General features: G+C 76.0%; 17 protein-coding genes. 14 read left to right on the plus strand and 3 right to left on the minus strand.

The features are described from left to right. Positions 1-225: 225 nt before the first annotated feature. Positions 226-1,845 carry an aminotransferase class I/II-fold pyridoxal phosphate-dependent enzyme gene (locus tag EJA20_RS03350; RefSeq protein ID WP_240674963.1) on the minus strand — a complete coding sequence of 540 codons (1,620 nt, stop codon included), beginning with the start codon at positions 1,843-1,845 and terminating at the stop codon, positions 226-228. 277 nt (positions 1,846-2,122) lie between these two features. Here EJA20_RS03350 and EJA20_RS03355 point away from each other — a divergent pair, with 277 nt between their 5' ends. The 14 genes from EJA20_RS03355 to EJA20_RS19685 all read left to right on the plus strand — a co-directional run bounded on the left by EJA20_RS03355 (position 2,123) and on the right by EJA20_RS19685 (position 16,916). After that, the gene (locus EJA20_RS03355; RefSeq protein ID WP_129336752.1) at positions 2,123-2,971 is read left to right on the plus strand and encodes a nitrilase-related carbon-nitrogen hydrolase; all 849 of its coding nucleotides are present in this window, start codon (positions 2,123-2,125) and stop codon (positions 2,969-2,971) included. 59 nt (positions 2,972-3,030) lie between these two features. Further along, the gene (gene hydA, locus EJA20_RS03360; RefSeq protein WP_129336753.1) at positions 3,031-4,446 is read left to right on the plus strand and encodes a dihydropyrimidinase; all 1,416 of its coding nucleotides are present in this window, start codon (positions 3,031-3,033) and stop codon (positions 4,444-4,446) included. A 72-nt stretch (positions 4,447-4,518) separates the two neighbouring features. Further along, entirely contained in the window at positions 4,519-5,550 is a 1,032-nt protein-coding gene (locus tag EJA20_RS03365; RefSeq protein WP_129336754.1) for a TIGR03842 family LLM class F420-dependent oxidoreductase, read from the plus strand. Next, the gene (locus tag EJA20_RS03370; protein ID WP_240674965.1) at positions 5,547-6,425 is read left to right on the plus strand and encodes an ABC transporter permease; all 879 of its coding nucleotides are present in this window, start codon (positions 5,547-5,549) and stop codon (positions 6,423-6,425) included. The genes EJA20_RS03365 and EJA20_RS03370 overlap by 4 nt, the downstream gene beginning before the upstream one ends. Beyond that, positions 6,422-7,348, plus strand: coding sequence for an ABC transporter ATP-binding protein (locus EJA20_RS03375; protein ID WP_129336755.1), 927 nt, complete (start codon positions 6,422-6,424; stop codon positions 7,346-7,348). Before EJA20_RS03370 ends, EJA20_RS03375 begins: the two co-directional genes overlap by 4 nt. Next, positions 7,345-8,139: an ABC transporter permease gene (locus EJA20_RS03380; protein ID WP_129336756.1), complete on the plus strand. Its 795-nt coding sequence runs from the start codon at positions 7,345-7,347 to the stop codon at positions 8,137-8,139. Before EJA20_RS03375 ends, EJA20_RS03380 begins: the two co-directional genes overlap by 4 nt. A gap of 102 nt (positions 8,140-8,241) precedes the next feature. Further along, complete coding sequence (locus tag EJA20_RS19820) at positions 8,242-8,901, plus strand: ABC transporter substrate-binding protein (RefSeq protein ID WP_338068790.1); 660 nt, start codon at positions 8,242-8,244, stop codon at positions 8,899-8,901. Positions 8,902-8,979: 78 nt separating this feature from the next. Beyond that, entirely contained in the window at positions 8,980-9,432 is a 453-nt protein-coding gene (locus EJA20_RS19825) for a hypothetical protein (RefSeq protein ID WP_338068791.1), read from the plus strand. Positions 9,433-9,606: 174 nt separating this feature from the next. Beyond that, positions 9,607-11,064: an aspartate aminotransferase family protein gene (locus tag EJA20_RS03390; RefSeq protein ID WP_129336757.1), complete on the plus strand. Its 1,458-nt coding sequence runs from the start codon at positions 9,607-9,609 to the stop codon at positions 11,062-11,064. Beyond that, the gene (locus tag EJA20_RS03395; protein WP_129336758.1) at positions 11,061-11,837 is read left to right on the plus strand and encodes an SDR family oxidoreductase; all 777 of its coding nucleotides are present in this window, start codon (positions 11,061-11,063) and stop codon (positions 11,835-11,837) included. Before EJA20_RS03390 ends, EJA20_RS03395 begins: the two co-directional genes overlap by 4 nt. Positions 11,838-11,933: 96 nt before the next feature. Beyond that, on the plus strand, positions 11,934-12,266 hold the full coding sequence (locus EJA20_RS03400) for a YnfA family protein (protein WP_129336759.1): 333 nt from the start codon (positions 11,934-11,936) through the stop codon (positions 12,264-12,266). Positions 12,267-12,884: 618 nt separating this feature from the next. Further along, positions 12,885-14,681, plus strand: a complete 1,797-nt coding sequence (locus EJA20_RS03405; RefSeq protein WP_129336783.1) for an ABC transporter ATP-binding protein — start codon at positions 12,885-12,887, stop codon at positions 14,679-14,681. Continuing rightward, on the plus strand, positions 14,678-16,429 hold the full coding sequence (locus EJA20_RS03410) for an ABC transporter ATP-binding protein (RefSeq protein ID WP_129336760.1): 1,752 nt from the start codon (positions 14,678-14,680) through the stop codon (positions 16,427-16,429). Before EJA20_RS03405 ends, EJA20_RS03410 begins: the two co-directional genes overlap by 4 nt. Before the next feature lie 151 nt (positions 16,430-16,580). Beyond that, complete coding sequence (locus tag EJA20_RS19685) at positions 16,581-16,916, plus strand: hypothetical protein (RefSeq protein ID WP_129336761.1); 336 nt, start codon at positions 16,581-16,583, stop codon at positions 16,914-16,916. Positions 16,917-16,960: 44 nt separating this feature from the next. Here the strand turns inward: EJA20_RS19685 and EJA20_RS19330 are convergent, their stop codons facing one another. Further along, positions 16,961-17,905, minus strand: coding sequence for a dihydrofolate reductase family protein (locus EJA20_RS19330; protein WP_240674967.1), 945 nt, complete (start codon positions 17,903-17,905; stop codon positions 16,961-16,963). Then, positions 17,902-18,858 carry an NAD-dependent epimerase/dehydratase family protein gene (locus EJA20_RS03425; protein WP_129336762.1) on the minus strand — a complete coding sequence of 319 codons (957 nt, stop codon included), beginning with the start codon at positions 18,856-18,858 and terminating at the stop codon, positions 17,902-17,904. The genes EJA20_RS19330 and EJA20_RS03425 overlap by 4 nt, the downstream gene beginning before the upstream one ends. Positions 18,859-18,930: the final 72 nt, after the last annotated feature.

Here is an 18,930-nt window from a genome sequence, read left to right on the forward strand (position 1 = left end):
TGTCGTGCCGGGGACGGCCGACCGGCGGAGGTCCGGCGAGAGGCTGTGCCCTCGCGGCCCGTGGCGGCGTCGACACCTGCCACGGTGGAGGACCGCTGCACCGGCGGCCGGCCGCGCCGGTCGCGAGGCCACCGCAACGGGGTGCCGCCGGCACCGCAGCAGCGTCCCTTCCCGGAACGTCCGGGACGTGCTGGACCTGCGGGGCGGGTGCCGGACGGCGGGCGCTCAGGCGCGGGCGGCCAGGGCCAGGGCGGCGGCGACCGCGCCGACGTCCTCGCGCAGGAGGCCCACGGTGACGCGCACGTGCGGCCCCTCGTCGTCGTGGGGGGCGGCGGCGAAGTAGGGCGACCCCCGCGACACCCGGATGCCGGCCGCCTCGAGGTGGACGAGGGCGGCGGCCTCGTCGCGGACGGGCAGCCAGAGGTTGACGCCGTCGCCGGGCAGGACCACGAGCCCGTCCCGGGCGAGGGCGCCGACGAGCGCCCGCTGCCGCGCGAAGTAGACCCGGCGGGCGTGGGCGACGGCGTCGAGCGCGTCGGGGTCGGTGAGCAGGTCGACGAGCGTGCGCTGCAGCAGGCGGCTGGTCCAGCCGGGGCCGAGCATCCGCCGGGCCACGAGCGCGTCGAGCACGTGCGCCGGCCCGCCCACCGCCGCGAGCCGCAGGTGCGGGCCGTGGGACTTGGAGTACGAGCGCACGTGCACGACCTGGCCGGGCAGCGACGTGCCGAGGCTCACGTCGCGCGCGGAGGTCACCTCGCCGGAGTGGTCGTCCTCGAGCACGTGCACCCGGCGGGGGCGGCCGGGGCCGGGGCGACCGGCCCCCGGCCCGCCCGCACCGCCCTCGCCCAGGCCGTCCGCCGGCCCGTCGCCGCGGTCCCGGGGCCCCGAGCCGGTGCCGTCCCCGTCCTCGCCCCGACGCCCCGGACGCCCGTCGGCGGCCGCGTGCCGACGGACCGCCGCCGCGAGCTCGCGGGCACGCGTGGGGCTCAGGCTGACGCCCGTGGGGTTCTGCGCGCGGGGCTGGAGCAGGACGCAGGTGGCGCCGGCGTCGAGCGCGGCGGCCAGGGCGTCGGGGCGCACGCCGTGGTCGTCGAGCCGCAGCGGGACGCGCTCGAGGCCCAGGCTCTCCAGCAGGTCGAAGACGGGCGGGAAGCCCGGGTCCTCCACCGCGACGCGGTCGCCGTACCGCGCGACGACCTCGAGCGCGCGCCCGAGCCCGTCGAGCGCCCCGTCGACCACGGTCAGGCGCTCGACCGGGAAGGGCCAGCCCGCGCGCAGGACGGCCTCGAGCTCGGGCACCAGCGGCGTGCGCAGGTAGCCGCCGCCGGTGGCGGGCTCCGCGACCGCCGCGGCGCGGGCGAGCGCGGGTCCGAGGGCCGGCAGCAGCTCGGGGTCGGGGGTGCCGGACGACAGGTCGACGCGCGCGGGCCCGCCCGCGGCGAGCTCGCGGTAGCGCGGCGGGAGCCACCCGATGGGCGGCGGCAGCACGACCGTCCCGGCGCGCCCCCGGGAGAGGACGAGCCCCACGGTCGCCAGCGCGCTGAACGCGCCGGACACGGTCGCGGGGCTGACCCCGAGCCCGGCGGCGAGGTCGCGGACCGTGGGGAGCCGGTCGCCCGGGCGCAGCTCCCCGGTGCCGACGAGCCGGGCCACCGCGGCGGCGATGCCGCGGGGGCTGCGGTCGCCGGCCTCCGCGACGAGCCCGGCCAGCCGGTCGCGGGACGGCCCGCCCCGCTCCACGGGCGGAGACCCGTGCGCCGTGACCGTCGGCGCCGTCGCGGCCCCGGGGGCGGCGGGCGCCGGTGCGGCGGCCGCGGTCGCGGTGGCGGGGACGACGGGGGGCACGGGCGTCATCGTCGCCGTCCGCGGCGGACGCGCGACGGTGACCTGGACCACACCACGACCCGGCCCACCACCCGCCCGGGGGACGCGCGGCGACCTTTTACGCGCCGGACACAGGCGTTCTCGCGCCGGTAACGGGGGGTAACGGTGCAGAAATGTTCAACCCCGACAGTCACATTCCTCGCCGCCGGACGACCACCGGGCCGGCCGGCGGGGACCACAGGACCCAGGAGCGGACGAGCAGGGCGCGCAGCGCCGGCGGCCGCGGACGGAGGAGCAGATGAGCGTCGTGAGGGTCGCCTTCACCCAGGCCCGCTGGACGGGCGACAAGGAGTCGATGATCCGGCTCCACGAGGACTGGATGCGCGAGGCGGCCTCGGCCGGCGCCGGGGTCATCGGCTTCCAGGAGCTCTTCTACGGCCCGTACTTCGGCATCACGCAGGACACGGCGTACTACGACTACGCCGAGACCGTCCCCGGGCCGACCACGGAGCGCTTCGCCGCGCTCGCGGCCGAGCTCGGCATGGTCGTCGTCCTGCCGATCTACGAGGAGGACCAGCCCGGGGTCCTCTACAACACGGCCGTCGTCATCGACGCGGACGGCACGGTGCTCGGCAGGTACCGCAAGCACCACATCCCGCACCTGCCGAAGTTCTGGGAGAAGTTCTACTTCCGCCCCGGCAACCTCGGGTACCCGGTGTTCGACACCGCCGTCGGGAAGATCGGCGTGAACATCTGCTACGACCGGCACTTCCCGGAGGGCTGGCGCGTCCTGGCCCTCAACGGCGCCGAGATCGTCTTCAACCCGAACGCCACGAAGCCCGGGCTGTCGAACCGGCTGTGGGAGGTGGAGCAGCCCGCCGCGGCGATCGCGAACGGCATGTTCATCATCGCCAACAACCGCGTCGGGCTCGAGGACAACGAGTACGGCGACGAGGCGGTCGACTTCTACGGCTCGTCCTACGCCGTGGGCCCCGACGGCGAGTTCGTGGGCGAGATCGGGTCCTCGTCGCAGGACCAGCTGATCCTCCGCGACCTCGACCTCGACCAGGTCCGCGAGGTGCGCGAGCGGTGGCAGTTCTTCCGCGACCGCCGCCCGGAGGCGTACGGGCCCGTCGTCGCCCCCTGAGCGGGACCCGGCCCGACCCGCCCACGCCCGACCCAGCCCACGCATGGAGGCAGCGCACCGTGAAGACCCTCATCACCGGCGGGACCGTCGTCAACGCGACGGGCCGCGGCGCCGCCGACGTCCTCGTCGACGGCGAGCAGATCGTCGCCCTGCTCGCGCCGGGCTCGACGATCCTCGGGCACGACCTCGCCGGCCACGTCGACAAGGTGGTCGACGCCACGGGGAAGTACGTCGTCCCCGGCGGCATCGACGCCCACACCCACATGGAGATGCCCTTCGGCGGCACCTCGGCCTCGGACACGTTCGAGACGGGGACGACCGCCGCCGCGTGGGGCGGGACGACGACGATCGTCGACTTCGTCGTGCAGTACGCGGGGGAGAGGCCGCTCGAGCAGTACGCGGCCTGGCACGAGAAGGCGGCCGGGCACTGCGCGGTGGACTACGGGTTCCACCAGATCCTGTCCGACGTGCAGGACTCGTCCCTGCACGCGATGGACGAGCTCGTGGCCGAGGGCGTGACGAGCTTCAAGCTGTTCATGGCCTACAAGGGCGTGTTCCTGTCCGACGACGGCCAGATCGTCACGGCCATGCAGAAGGCCGCGGACAACGGCTCCATGATCATGATGCACGCGGAGAACGGGTCCGTGATCGACCTCCTCGTGCAGCAGTCCCTGGGCCGCGGGGACACCGATCCGGTCTTCCACGGGCTCACGCGGCCGTGGCAGGCGGAGGCCGAGGCCACGCACCGGGCGATCATGCTGGCGGACCTCACGGGCGCCCCGCTCTACGTCGTGCACGTGTCCGCCAAGCAGGCCGCCGAGCAGATCGCCCTCGCCCGCGACCGCGGGCAGAACGTCTTCGGCGAGACCTGCCCGCAGTACCTGTACCTGTCCCTGGAGGAGCAGCTCGGCGCGCCGGGCTTCGAGGGCGCGAAGTGGGTCTGCTCCACGCCGCTGCGCTCGCGGGCGGAGGGCCACCAGGACCACATGTGGCGCAGCCTGCGGACGAACGACCTGCAGCTCGTCTCGACCGACCACTGCCCCTTCTGCATGACGCAGAAGGAGATGGGGCGCGGCGACTTCTCGAAGATCCCCAACGGCATCGGGTCCGTCGAGCACCGCATGGACCTGCTCTACCAGGGCGTGGTCACGGGGCAGATCAGCCTCGAGCGCTGGGTGGAGATCACCTCCACGACGCCGGCGCGCATGTTCGGGATGCACGGCCGCAAGGGCGTGCTGGCACCGGGCGCCGACGCGGACGTCGTCGTGTACGACCCGCGGGGCCACACGTCCATCGGCCTGGGGAAGACCCACCACATGAACATGGACTACTCCGCCTGGGAGGGCTTCGAGGTCGACGGGCACGTCGACGTCGTGCTCTCGCGCGGCGAGGTCCTCGTCGAGGACGGGCAGTTCCACGGCCGCCCCGGCCACGGGCGGTACGTCAAGCGCGGGCTGTCGCAGTACCTCATCTGACCCGTCCCGGGACCGGGTCGACGAGGGACCTCGTCGACCAGCTGCCCCGCCCCCGCCCGAGAGGAGACCGTCGTGGACTTCGGCGCCGTCCTGCAGACCAACCCCCCGGCGTCCCGCACGGTCGAGCTCGCGCGCCTCGCTGAGACGCACGGCTTCAGCCACGTCTGGACCTTCGACTCCCACCTGCTGTGGGAGGAGCCGTTCGTCATCTACTCCGCGATCCTCGCCGCGACGCGGAAGGTCGTCGTCGGGCCGATGGTGACGAACCCGGCGACGCGCGACTGGACCGTGCTGGGGTCGCTGTTCGCGACGCTCAACGAGATGTACGGCAACCGGACGATCTGCGGCATCGGCCGCGGCGACTCCGCCGTCCGCACGCTCGCCGGCAAGCCCTCCAACCTCGAGGCGCTGCGCGAGTCCATCCACGTGATCCGCGAGCTCGGCAACGACCGCGCGGTGGAGCACAACGGCCGGGTCGTGCGCTTCCCCTGGAGCCGGGGCTCCGCCCTCGACGTGTGGGTCGCCGCCTACGGCCCGAAGGCCCTGCAGCTCACGGGCGAGGTCGGCGACGGCTTCATCCTGCAGCTCGCCGACCCGGACATCGCGGCCTGGATGATCGCCGCCGTGCGGAACGCGGCCGAGGCCGCGGGGCGGGACCCGATGTCCGTGAAGTTCTGCGTCGCGGCGCCGGCCTACGTCGGCGACGGCGACGACCCCGCCGTCCGCGCCCACATGCGCGAGCAGTGCCGCTGGTTCGGCGGCATGGTCGGCAACCACGTCGCCGAGATCGTCTCGCGCTACGGCACGGGCCTCGCGGTGCCCCCGGCGCTCACGGACTACATCGCCGGCCGGCAGGGCTACGACTACAACGAGCACGGCCGCGCGGGGAACTCGCACACCACGTTCGTGCCCGACGAGATCGTCGAGCGGTTCTGCGTCCTCGGCTCGCCGCAGGAGCACGTCGCCAAGCTGGAGGCGCTGCGCGACCTCGGCGTCGACCAGTTCGCCGTCTACCTGCAGCACGACAGCAAGGAGGAGACGCTGCGCCAGTACGGCGAGCGCATCATCCCGGCGCTCGCGGGCACCGTCGTGGCGACGGCGTGAGCGGCGTCCGGGCGGGGCTGCGGCGCGCCGGGGTGGCACTGGTCGCGCTCCTCGTCGCCCTCGTGCTCTGGGAGGTCGTGAAGGCGGTCGTCCCCGACACGGGGGTGCACCTGGGCACCGCGAGCCTCCTGCCCCGGACCGACGACCGCGCCATGCCCCACGTGTGGGACGTGCTCGCGCGGCTCGGCGAGGCCGAGTCCGGGGCGCGCGACGCCCCGACCGTGCTCGCGGCCACGCTGTCGGCCGCGGTGTTCACGCTCGGCATCGCCCTCGTCGGGTGGGCTCTGGGCGTCGTCGGCGGGCTGCTGCTCGCGGTCCTCATGCAGCGCTGGCGCGTCGCCGAGCACGCGGTGCTGCCGTGGGTGGTGCTGTCGCAGACGGTGCCGCTCGTGGCGCTGGCGCCCCTCGTCGTCGGGTGGGGCGGGCGGCTCGAGCTCGGGCCGCTGCAGTGGGAGCGCTGGATGTCGGTCGCGCTCATCGCGTCCTACCTGGCGTTCTTCCCCGTGGCCGTCGGGGCGCTGCGCGGCCTGCAGTCGCCGACGGCGGCCCAGGTCGAGCTCTTCCGCGCCCAGGCCGCCGGTTGGGGCCGCACGCTCGTCTCGCTCCGGCTGCCCGCCGCCGTGCCCCACCTGCTCCCGGCGCTCCGGCTGGGCGCCGCCACGGCCGTCGTCGGCGCCATCGTCGCCGAGGTCTCCACCGGCACCCGGGGCGGCATCGGACGCCTCGTCGTCTCCTACGCCCAGGCCGCCTCGGGCGACCCCGCCAAGCCCTGGGCCGCCCTGCTCGGCGCCGCCGTGCTCGGGCTCGTCGCCGCCGGCGTGGTGGGCCTGCTCGGCCTCGTCCTGCGCCGCTACCGCACCGCGGAGGTGTCATGAGATCCATCCCGGTCCCGACCGGCAGCCGGTCCGGCAGCACGACGAGCGCCGTGGCGCCGGCCGCCGGGGCGCCCCGCCCCGGGCCCGCCGCCGCCGTGCGCGCCGTCGGCGTCCACAAGAGGTTCCGCACCCGCGCCGGGGTCGTCACGGCGCTGCAGGACGTGCACCTGGAGGTGGCGGCGGGCGAGTTCGTCTCCCTCATCGGCCCGTCGGGGTGCGGCAAGTCGACGCTCCTGCGCCTCGTCGCCGACCTGGAGGAGCCGACGTCCGGCGAGCTCTCGGTCTTCGGCAAGGCGCCCCGGGTGGCCCGGGAGGCGCAGGACTACGGCATCGCGTTCCAGCAGGCCGGGCTCCTGCCCTGGCGGAGCGTGCGCGGCAACGTCGAGCTGCCGCTCGAGCTGCACGGGGTCGGCCGCCGGGAGCGGGCGGGCCGGGCGCGGGAGCTGCTCGCGCTCGTCGGGCTGTCGGACTTCGCCGACCACACGCCGGCGCAGCTCTCGGGCGGGATGCAGCAGCGCGTCGCCATCGCCCGGGCGCTGGCGGAGCGGCCCAGCCTGCTCCTCATGGACGAGCCGTTCGGCGCGCTCGACGAGATGACCCGCGAGCGGATGCAGACCGAGCTCGTGCGGATCTGCGCCGAGAGCGGGGCGGCGGTCGTCTTCGTCACCCACTCCATCCCCGAGGCGGTGTTCCTCTCCGACCGCGTCGTCGTCATGTCGCCGCGGCCGGGGCGGATCAGCGCGGTCGTGCCGATCCGGCTGCCCGGGACGGGGGAGCGGACGGAGGGGCTCCGCGAGGACGCGGCCTTCTTCGCGGCCGTCACCGCGGTGCGTGAGGCCCTGCACGGGGGGGCCGCGGGCACCCCGGCCGTCGCCGCACCGGAGACGGCCGCCGGCGCGCCGCGCGGCGTGGACCTGCGATGAGCACGACGACGAGCAGCGCCGTCCGGGCTGCGGGCGGCGACGTGCTGCGCCGCGCGCTGCCGCCGGTGCTCCTCGGCGTCGTCGGGCTCGCAGCCTGGCAGGCGCTCGTCGTCGCGGCGGACGTGCCGCCGTTCCTGCTGCCCAGCCCCACGGCGATCGTCGAGCAGCTCGTCGAGGTCGGTCCGCTGGTGCTGGAGGCCTCCCTCGCGACCGGGGCGAACGTGCTCGTCGGGACGCTGCTGGGCGCCGTCGTGGCGGTGCTCGCCGCGCTCCTCGCCGCCCGCAGCCGCCCGGTGGACGCGGTCCTGTCCCCGACGGCCGCGGCCATCGCCGTCCTGCCGATCGTCGCCCTGGCGCCCGTGCTCAACACGATGTTCGGGACCACGACGACGACCCCCCGGCGGCTCGTCGTGGCCGCGGTCGTCTTCGCCCCGGTGTTCGTCACCACCCTGCGCGGCCTGCGCCAGGTGCTGCCCGTCCACCGCGAGCTGCTGCGTTCCTACGCCGCCACGCCGGCGCAGCTCGCGCGCACCGTGACGATCCCCGGCGCGCTGCCCTACCTCTTCACGGGGTTGCGCATCGCGTCCTCGACGGGCGTCATCGCCGCCGTGGTGGCCGAGTACTTCGGCGGCCTCCAGGACGGGCTCGGCTCGCGGATCACCTCCGCCGCGGCCAACAGCGCGTACCCGCGCGCCTGGGCCTTCGTCGTCGGGGCGATCCTCCTCGGCCTCGCGGTCTACCTCCTCACCCTGGCCGCCGAGCGCCTCGTCGCCCGGCGTCAGGGCCTCTGACAGCCCCGACCCCCCGAGGCAGCCCGTCCGACCCAGCCGCACGTCCCCCGCGTCGCACTCCCTCCCGCCTGCCGCACCGCCCCCCCTCCCGATCGGAGCCCCATGAGCCCCCTCCACCGTCCCGGCCGCACCCGCCGCACCCGCCGCACCCGCGCGACCACCGCCCTGGGGCTCGCGCTGGCCCTCGCCCTCGCCGGCTGCTCCGGCGGCGACGACGGCGCCGCGGGCGGCGACGCCGCCTCCGGCTCGCCCGACGCCGGGCTCACCCCGGTGCGCCTGCAGCTCCAGTGGTTCACCCAGGCGCAGTTCGCGGGCTACTTCGCCGCCGTCGACCAGGGCTACTACGAGGACGAGGGGCTCGACGTCGAGATCGTCGAGGGCGGCGTCGACATCGTCCCGCAGACCGAGCTCGCCAACGACGCCGTGGACTACGCCATCGCGTGGGTGCCGAAGGCCCTGGCCTCGCGCGAGCAGGGGGCGGGCATCACGGACGTGGCGCAGATCTTCCAGCGCTCGGGCACCCTGCAGGTCTCGTTCAAGGAGGCCGGCATCACGAGCGCCGCCGACCTCGCCGGCAAGGACGTCGGCAACTGGGGCTTCGGCAACGAGTTCGAGCTCTTCGCCGGCATGACGGAGGCGGGGCTGGACCCCGCCACGGACGTGACCCTGGTGCAGCAGCAGTTCGACATGAACGCCCTGCTCTCGGGCGAGATCGACGCCGCGCAGGCGATGACCTACAACGAGTACGCGCAGGTCCTCTAGGCCGAGGACCCCGAGACCGGCGAGCTCTACACGGCCGAGGACTTCACCGTCGTCGACTGGAACGAGGAGGGCACCGCGATGCTCCAGGACGCCATCTGGGCGAACACGGAGCGCCTCGCCTCCGACGAGGAGTACCAGGAGACGACCGTCGCCTTCCTGAAGGCGAGCCTCAAGGGCTGGGTCTACGTCCGCGACAACCCCGAGGCGGCGCGCGACGCCGTCGTCGCGGCCGGCTCGCAGCTCGGCAACAGCCACCAGCTGTGGCAGGTCAACGAGGTGAACAAGCTCATCTGGCCCTCGGCGGGCGGCATCGGCCTCGTCGACGGGACGGCCTGGGACCGGACGGTCGAGATCGCCCTGAACACGCGCAACGACCAGGGCGCGACGGTCATCACCGAGGAGCCCGACGAGGACGCGTACACGAACGAGTACGTCGAGCAGGCCCTGGCCGCGCTCGAGGAGGAGGGCGTCGACGTGACGGGCGAGGGCTTCGCCCCGATCGAGGTGACGCTGGAGGCCGGCGGCGCCTGAGCCGACCCGGACGCCGACCGGCACGGACGGCCACGAGCCCCGTGCCGGTCGGCCCCGGTCCCCGTGCGCGCCCGGACCCGGTGCCGGTCGGCGCCGGGTGATCCGAGGCACACTGCACGGGCACAGACGCACCACGGGGTCCGCGTGCAGCGCCCCGACGACGAGAGGCGATCGATGAGCCAGACCCTGCCGGCGGAGCCGGCTGCCCCCGCCGTGACGGACGCGGAGGCCGGTGCCCCGACGGACGCGGCCGCGGTGACCGGCGCGGGTGCCCCCGGCGAGACCTCGGCATCCTCCGCCGCACCCTCCGACGGGGCCGCGCTCGACGCGGAGGCCGTCGCGCTCGACCGCGCCCACGTCTTCCACTCCTGGTCGGCGCAGGGCGCGCTGTCCCCGCTGCCCCTCGCGGGCGGCTCCGGCTCGCGGGTCTGGGACCACGCCGGCCGCACGTGGCTCGACCTGTCCTCGCAGCTGGTGAACACGAACATCGGCCACGGCCACCCCGCCGTCGTCGCCGCCATCCAGGAGCAGGCGGCCACCCTGGCGACGATCGCCCCCGCCGCCGCGAACCTCACCCGGGGCCGCGCCGCGGCGCGGATCCTCGCGCACGCGCCGGAGGGCTTCTCCAAGGTCTTCTTCACCAACGGCGGCGCCGACGCCAACGAGAACGCGATCCGCATGGCGCGCCTGCACACGGGCCGCGACAAGGTCGTCTCGCACTACCGCAGCTACCACGGCAACACCGGCGCGGCGGTCGTCGCGACGGGCGACTGGCGCCGCGTGCCCAACGAGTACGCGCGCGGCCACGTGCACGTCTTCGGTCCGTACCTGTACCGCTCGGAGTTCTGGGCGACGACGCCGGAGCAGGAGTGCGAGCGCGCGCTGCACCACCTCGAGCGCGTCGTCCAGGCCGAGGGGCCGGACTCCGTGGCGGCGATCCTGCTGGAGTCGGTGCCGGGCACCGCCGGCGTGCTCGTGCCGCCGCCGGGGTACCTCGCCGGCGTCCGTGCGATCGCCGACCGGTACGGGATCCTGCTGGTCCTCGACGAGGTCATGGCGGGCTTCGGGCGCACGGGGGACTGGTTCGCGCACACCGCGCACGGCGTGGTGCCGGACCTCATCACCTTCGCCAAGGGCGTGAACTCCGGCTACGTCCCGGCCGGCGGCGTGCTCCTCAACGACGCCGTCGCGCGCACCTTCGACGACCGCGTCTTCCCCGGCGGCCTCACGTACTCCGGGCACCCCCTCGCGATGGCGTCCATCGTCGCGACCATCGACGCGATGGAGCGCGAGGGGATCGTCGAGAACGCCGCCCACATCGGCGCCGAGGTGCTCGGTCCGGGCCTGCGCGCGCTGGCCGAGGCGCACCCGTCCGTGGGCGAGGTCCGCGGCACGGGCGTGTTCTGGGCCGTCGAGCTCGTCGCCGACCGCGCCACGCGCGAGCCCCTGCCCGCGCCCGCCATGGCGAGGCTCAAGGCGGGCCTGCTGGCCCGGGACGTGCTGCCGTTCGTGCAGGACAACCGTCTGCACGTCGTGCCGCCGTGCGTCGTCACGCCCGACGAGGTGCGCGAGGGCCTCGCCGCGATCGCCGCCGTCCTCACCGAGGTGGCGGACGCGGCGGTGACGGCATGAGCGTGCCCACGTCGGACGCGGTCGCCGCGACGGCCCCCAAGCGCGTCCTCGTCACCGGCGCCTCCGCCGGCATCGGCGCCGCGACGGTCCGCCGGCTGCGCGCCGACGGCCTGTCCGTCCTCGCCACGGCCCGGCGCGAGGACCGCCTCGCCGCGCTCGCGGCCGAGACCGGCGCCGAGACGCTGCGCCTGGACGTGACGGACGAGGCGGACGTCGCCGCCCTCGTCACCCATCTGCAGGCGACCGGGGGGCTCGACGCGGTCGTCAACAACGCGGGTGGCGCCCTGGGTCTGGAGCCCGTGGCCGAGACCGACCTCGAGCAGTGGCGGGCGATGTACGAGCTCAACGTGCTCGGCACGCTCCGCGTGACGCAGGCGGTGCTGCCGTTCCTGCGCGAGCGCGGCGGCGACGTCGTCGTCGTGACCTCCACCGCGGCGCTGGCCGCCTACCCGGGCGGCGCCGGCTACACCGGCGTCAAGCACGCGGCACGGATGCTCGCCGAGACCCTGCGGTGGGAGCTCGTCGGCGAACCGGTCCGGGTCATCCAGATCGCCCCCGGCGCCGTGGAGACGGAGTTCTCCCTCGTCCGCTTCGACGGCGACGAGGAGCGAGCCGCGAAGGTCTACGAGGGCTACACGCCCCTGTCCGCCGACGACGTGGCGGACTCGATCGCCTGGACCCTCAGCCGCCCGCCCCACGTGAACGTCGACAGCCTGGTCATCCGCCCCCTGGCGCAGGCGACGAACACGGTCACGGCCCGCCGCCCGTCCTGAGCCGGTCGGCTCGGACGGCGCGGACCGCACGCCGTCGGGGCCCGGGCACGCGCGCGGGTCCCGGCCGCGCTCCCCGCCGGTGCGTACCGTTCCGGCGTGACGGTCGCGCGCTCCCTGGTCCTGTTCGTCCTCGCGGCGGTGGCCGAGATCGGCGGCGCCTGGCTGGTCTGGCAGGGCGTGCGCGAGCACCGGGGCTGGGTCTGGGCGGGTGCCGGCGTCATCGCGCTCGGCCTCTACGGCTTCGTCGCCACGCTGCAGCCCGACGCGCACTTCGGGCGCATCCTCGCGGCCTACGGCGGGGTCTTCGTCGCCGGCTCGCTCGCGTGGGGCGTGCTCGTCGACGGCTTCCGCCCGGACCGCTACGACGTCGTCGGCGCCCTCGTCTGCCTCGTCGGCGTGGGCGTCATCATGTACGCCCCCCGCGCCTGAGCCACCGCTCTCGTCGAGCCTCATGCGAGGAGCGCCGCCGCACGCGCGCCCCCTGCCGCAGCAGGACGGGGGCGAGCAGGACGCTCACGACGCCCAGGCGCACCTCGGCCGCACGGCTCCCGCGGGGGGTCGTCGTCCCCATGCCGCCTCCGCCATCCACCACGCACCCGATGACCACACCGCCCGCCGCGGTACCGGCACCGGTCGGGGGAGCGGTGCCGATCCCCCGGGAGCACACTTCACCGGCACCGGCGCCGGGTGCGGAGCGCCAGCCTCCCACCGCTCCGGCGGGACGACCGCCGCGTGGCGCGCCGCTGAGGCGGCGCCCCGTGCCCGGGAGAGCGCTTGCGGGGAGCCCTCCGTAGGGTGGGCCGCGTGCGCCACACCCCCACCGAGGTCCGGCCCGAGGACGGGCGTCGGGGGCCGACGGGGGAGCGGGGCGCGTCCGACGTCCCGGCACCGGGGACGACCGCCGACGGCGCCGACGGCACCGCGGCAGGCACCGGGGGAGCGCCGGGCCACGGCACGGGCGCGGCGGCTGCCGCGGCCTCCAGCGGCCTCTCGACGACCCGCTCCCTGCTCCGGCTCCTGGCCTGGGCGCGGCCGGTCGTGCCGCGGATGGTCCTCGGGACGCTCACGTCCCTGGGCGCCAGCATCCTCGCGCTGCTCGTCCCGCAGGTGCTGCGGGCCCTCGTGAACGGCCCCCTGCTCGGTTCGGGCTCGCGCACCGCCGTGATCGGTGCCGCCGCCCTGGTGCTGCTCCTCGGCGTGCTCGAGGCCTTCCTCGTCTGGTGCCGTCGGGCGCTCGTGGCGCTGCCCGGCACGGGTGCCGAGAACGACATGCGCCGGTCGCTCTTCCGCCACCTGCTGGACCTGCCGCTGGCGTTCCACGACCGCTGGCCCGGCGGGCAGCTGCTGTCCCGGTCCATGTCCGACCTCAACGTCGTGCGCCGGTGGCTCATCTTCGCGTTCGTCATGCTCGTCGTCAGCGTCACGACGGTCGTCGTCGGCCTCGGGCTCATGCTCTGGACGGCCTGGCCGCTGGCGCTGGTCTACCTCGTCGGCGCGGTGCCGGTGCTCCTGCTCGGCTTCCGCTTCCGCGAGGACTACAAGGTGGTGGCCCGCCGTGCCCGCGACCAGGCCGGGGACCTCGCGGGCCGCGTCGAGGAGTCCGTGCACGGCATCCGCGTCCTCAAGGCGTTCGGCCGCGGCGAGGACGCGCTCGACGAGTTCGTCCGCCAGGCCGACATGCTGCGCGGCACGGAGATCCAGAAGGCGCGCACGCTGTCGAAGGTGTCGCTGGCGCTCGGCGCGATCCCCGAGCTCGCGCTGGCCGTCTCGCTCGTGCTGGGCGTGTGGCTCACCTCCGAGGGGCGGCTCAGCGTCGGCGCGCTCGTCGCGTTCTTCGCCACCGCGGCGGTCGTCAACGCGCCCGTCGAGCGCATCGGCTCGCTGCTCGCCATGACGCTGGACGCCAAGGCCGCCACCGACCGGTTCGTCGAGGTCATGGACACCGTGCCGGCCGTCCGTGACCCGGAGCACCCCGCACCGGTCCCGCCGCCGGGCCCGGACGGCAGCCGTGTCGAGCTGCGGGGGGTCGTCGTCGCGCACGCGACCGGGCGGCCGGTGCTCGACGGCGTCGACCTCGTGCTCGAGCCCGGCACGACGACCGCGCTCGTCGGCCTCACCGGCAGCGGCAAGACCACGCTCGCCCAGCTCGTGCCGCGCCTGTCGGACCCCACCGCGGGCCAGGTGCTGCTCGACGGGGTCGACCTGCGCGACCTGCGCCGCTGCGACGTGCGCGCGGCCGTCGCCGTCGCGTTCGAGGACCCGGTCCTCTTCTCGGCCTCGGTCCGCGAGAACGTCCTGCTCGGGCTGCCCGACGAGGGGGAGGTGCCCGACCCCGCCGAGGGCGGCGCCGGCGGGTCGCGCCCCGACGACGCGGAGCGCGACCGGGTCCTCGCCGAGGCCCTGGAGGGCGCCAGCGCGGAATTCGTCGCCGCCCTGCCGCAGCGCGAGGAGACCCTCGTCGGCGAGGAGGGGCTGAGCCTGTCCGGCGGCCAGCGCCAGCGCCTGGCGCTCGCCCGGGCGGTGGCCGCGCACCCGCGGGTGCTCGTGCTCGACGACCCGCTCTCCGCCCTCGACGTCACCACGGAGGCCGCCGTCACGGCCCGGCTGCGCGACGTCCTCCGCGGCACGACGACCCTCGTCGTGGCCCACCGCAGCTCGACGGTCGCGCTCGCGGACCGCGTCGCGGTGCTCGAGGACGGGCGCGTGACGGGCGTCGGCACGCACCGCGAGCTGCTCGAGACGCACCCGCACTACCGCTTCGTCCTCACGGCGATGCACGACGCGCCCCGCGACCTCGACGCGGAGCCGCAGGACGCGCGGGCCGACGAGGGGAGCCGTCGGTGAGCGCCGGGGACCGCCCGCCGCTGCGCCTGCTCGCCTCCGTCCTGCGTCCGGTGCGGCGGTCCGTGGCCACTACCGCCGCGCTCGTCGTGCTCAGCCAGGTCGCCGTCGTCTCCGGGCCGCTGCTCGTGGCCGCCGGCATCGACCGGGGGCTGCCCGCGCTCCGCGACGGGGACCCGAGGCCGCTCGCCCTCGTCGGGGGCGGGTACGTGCTCGCGGCCGTCCTCGCCGGCGTGCTCGCGGCGGCGGTCGTCCGCGCCTCGGCCCGCGTGAGCCAGGCCATCCTGCTGGACCTGCGGGCGCGGGTCTTCCGGCACACGCAGCGCCTGGACCTGGAGTTCCACGAGCGGTACACCTCGGGCCGGATCATCTCGCGCCAGACCTCGGACCTGGACGCGGTGCGCGAGCTCCTCGACGGCGGCGTCACGACGCTCGCCACGGGCGGCGTGTCCATGCTGCTCACGGGGGTCTCGCTCGTCGTGCTCGACGTGCCGAGCGGGCTCGTGCTCCTCGTCGCCGTGGTGCCGGGCATCCTGCTGACGCGGTGGTTCCAGCGGCGGTCGCAGCAGCAGTACCGGCGCACCCGGACGGCCTCGGCCCGCGTCATCGTGGCGTTCGTCGAGACGATGACGGGGATCCGGGCCGTGCAGGCCTTCCGCCGCGAGCGGGCGTCGACGCGCACCTACGGCGACCTCACGGAGGAGTACCGGCTCTCGACGGCCGACGCGCTGCGCACCAACGGCACCTTCGACATGGGCCTGACGCTCATCGGCAACGTCACGGTGGCCGGCGTGCTCCTCGTCGGCGGGCTGCGCGTGCTCGACGGCGGCCTCGACGTCGGTGTGCTCGTCGCCGCGGTGCTCTACGCCCGGCGCTTCTTCCAGCCGCTGCGCGACGTGGGCATGTTCTACAACTCCTTCCAGTCCGCCGCGGCGGCGCTGGAGAAGCTCGCGGACCTGCTCGCGGAGGTCCCGACGGTGCCGGACCCGGCCCACCCGCGCCGGCTGCCGCGGGTGCGCGGCGAGGTCACCTTCGACCACGTGTCCTTCGGCTACGGCGACGGGCCGACGGTGCTGCACGACGTGGACGTGCACCTGCCCGCCGGCACGACGCTGGCCCTCGTCGGCCGCACGGGCGCCGGCAAGTCGACCGTGGCGAAGCTGCTCACCCGCTTCTACGACGTGCGCAGCGGCGCCGTGCGCCTCGACGGGGTGGACGTGCGCGAGATCGACCCGCACGACCTGCGGCGCGGGGTGGTCATGGTGACGCAGGAGGCCTACCTCTTCTCCGGCTCGGTCGCGGACAACATCGCCATCGGCCGCCCGGGCGCGCCGCGGGCCGACGTCGAGGCCGCCGCCCGCGCGGTGGGCGTCCACGACCTCGTGCGGAGCCTGCCGCAGGGGTACGACACGGACGTCGACAGCCGTGGGGTGCGGCTGTCCGCCGGCCAGCGCCAGCTCGTCTCCTTCGCGCGGGCCTTCCTCGCCGACCCGGCCGTCCTCGTGCTCGACGAGGCCACGAGCTCCCTCGACGTGCCCGGCGAGAGGCTCGTGCAGGAGGGCCTCGACCGGCTGCTGCACCGTCGCACCGCCGTCGTCATCGCCCACCGCCTCTCGACGGTGATGGGGGCGGACCGCGTCCTCGTCGTCGACGACGGGCGGGTCGTCGAGGACGGGTCGCCGGCCGGGCTCGTGGCCCGGGGCGGGCGGTTCGCCGACCTCCACGCGGACTGGCAGGCGTCCCTGCGCTGAGGTCCGCCCACGCTGCCGGGCCCCCCGCCGGAGGAGCGGGGCGGGCCCCGCCGCCCACCCCGCCTGGGACGGGCCTGGCGAACCTCTGTGATCTGCCTGGGGACCGGCGCGCGGGCTCAGGGTGGGGCCCTCGCGCGCCGATGATCCGGTCATGACGACGACGGCGGCCGCGGGGCGTGCGGGCGCGGTGCCCGCGCCGCGCCCGACGCCGTCGTCGCCCCTCGCCCGGCCGGGCGAGGGGCCGCCGCGTGCCACCGACCCGTCGGCCCCGACCCGTCCCGGCCCCGGCGCGGACCCCGGCGGCGCGACCGTCCCCACCGCCGGCGTCGACCGCCTCGCCGAGCTGCTCGGCACCGACCGGGACGCCCTCCTGGCCGACCTGCGCGCCGGCACCGACCTCGGCGCGCTGCTGCGCTCGAACCGCGTTCCCACCGCCGCGCTGGCGGACCTGCTGCGGACCGGCCTCGTGCTGGACACCGAGGCCTGACGCCAGCGGCCCGCGGGCGGTCGGGGCCGTCCCGCCCGGCCGCCCTACCGGGACGCGCGGACGGCGTACGTGGACTGGACGAGCCCGCCGCCCAGCACGGTCGTGGAGCGGTGCTCCAGGAGCACGTCCCGCTCGAGGGGACCGAAGAGCGGCAGGCCCGACCCGAGGAGCACGGGGACGGTCGTGACGGTCAGCTCCTGCACGAGGCCGGCCGCCAGGAAGGACTGCACGGTCCGGCCGCCGTCGACGTACACGCGCCGGGCGCCGACCGCCGCGAGGGCCTCCACCGCCGCGTCGAGGCCGGGGACGACGCGGACCCGCGGGTCCGCGTCGCCGCCGGACCCCCGGCTGAGCACGAGGACGGTGCGGCCCTCGTAGGGCCACGTGGGGAAGGTGAGGGCCTTCTCGTAGGTCGCGCGGCCCATGACGAGGGCGTCCACCGAGGCGATGAAGTCGTCGTAGCCCGTGTCCCCGGCGCCCGTGCTGAGCTCCACCAGCCAGTCGATGTCGCCGTCCGGCCGGGCGATGTACCCGTCCAGGCTCGTCGCGATGAAGACGGCACCGGTGAAGCCGGCGCGGGAGGGTCCTGCTGCTGCGGGTGTCGTCGGGGTGCTCATGGTCCTGGCCTCTCGGTCTCGGTCGTCGGTCCTGGTGGGGCGCCGCGGCGCGGCGCGTCCGGTGCCGGTGCCCCTGCCCGCCGGGCCCGTCCCCGCCGGCGGGGTGGGCGGTGGCGATGCGGTCAGGGGCGCGGCACCGGTGCCCTCCTCGGGCAGGCGGAACTCCCGGAGGCCCGTCTCCTCGTGCACGAGCGGCAGCCCGAGCACGTCCCGGTGGAACGCGGCCAGCCTCGCGCCGTGCTCCGTCCGGGTGCCGCACCAGCCGAGGCCCAGGACCTCCACCGCGGTCCCGTCCCTCCCGTCCTGCCGTCCGCCGTCGTCCGCCCGGTGCGCTCCGGGCCCGTGCCGGTCCTCGTCGGCGACGCCGCTCATGCCGCCGACCGCGTCCCGTGCGGGCCGGTGGCCAGGTCCTCCACCGCTCCCGGGCGGGACGGCGCCCAGGCGAGGAGCCGGCGGGCGAGGTCGCCGCTGCACCGCTGGTCGAGCGCCAGGGCGTCGGCGAAGCCGTCGCCGAGGGCCTCCCGTGCCTGCGCGAGGTCCCACGGCTCGGCGACGTCCTCGACCCCGGCGGCCACCGCCGCCGCGCGGGCGAGGTCCGCGACGGGGACCGACTCCTCCGCCACCGCGTGCAGCAGCGTCCCGGCGCGGGCGCGCTCGAGGACGGCGAGCACGAGGTCGCCGAGGTCGTCGACGTGCACCATCGGCCACCCGACGGGGCCGCCGACGTACCGGCCCCGCCCGTGCGCCCGGGCGAGCTCCACCAGGAGGGCGGGGATGCCGCCGCCGCGCCCGTGCACGACCCCCGGCCGCACCACCGCCGACCGCACGCCCGACCGTGCGGACCCGAGCACGCGCCGCTCCAGCGCGGGGCGGTCCTGCACGAGCGGCACGGGGCGCACCGGGCTCGCCTCGTGGGCCGCCGCCCCGTCCGTCGCGCCGAGGACCCACACGCCGCTGACGTAGACGAAGGCCCGTCCCGTCCCGACGAGCGGGGACAGCAGCGCCTCGACCGCCCGCGCGTCCGCCGTGGCGTCGCCGGTGGGCGCCCCCGCGTGCACGACGGCGTCGACGTCCGGCGTGACCGCACGGCCCAGCGACGGGGCGTCCCGCAGGTCCCCGGCGCGGACGGCCACGCCGGCCGGGAGGTCGTGCCGCGCCGCGCCGGCCGTGGCGCCGGCCGTCGCGCCGTCCGCGCCGTCAGCGCCGTCCGCGCCGTCCGTACCCCTCTCCCGCACGAGCGCGACGACCTCGTGCCCCGCGCCCTGCAGCGCACGGACGACCCCCTGCCCGACGTACCCCGTCGCACCCACCACCAGGACCCGCACGGCTCTCCTCCTCGCCTCGATCTGGACTATGGTCCGCTTATGCGCGGAGAAGTTAGCGGACCGCAGTCCGCT

It is taken from the genome of Cellulomonas endophytica (assembly GCF_004123805.1).
Lineage (GTDB): Bacteria > Actinomycetota > Actinomycetes > Actinomycetales > Cellulomonadaceae > Cellulomonas > Cellulomonas endophytica.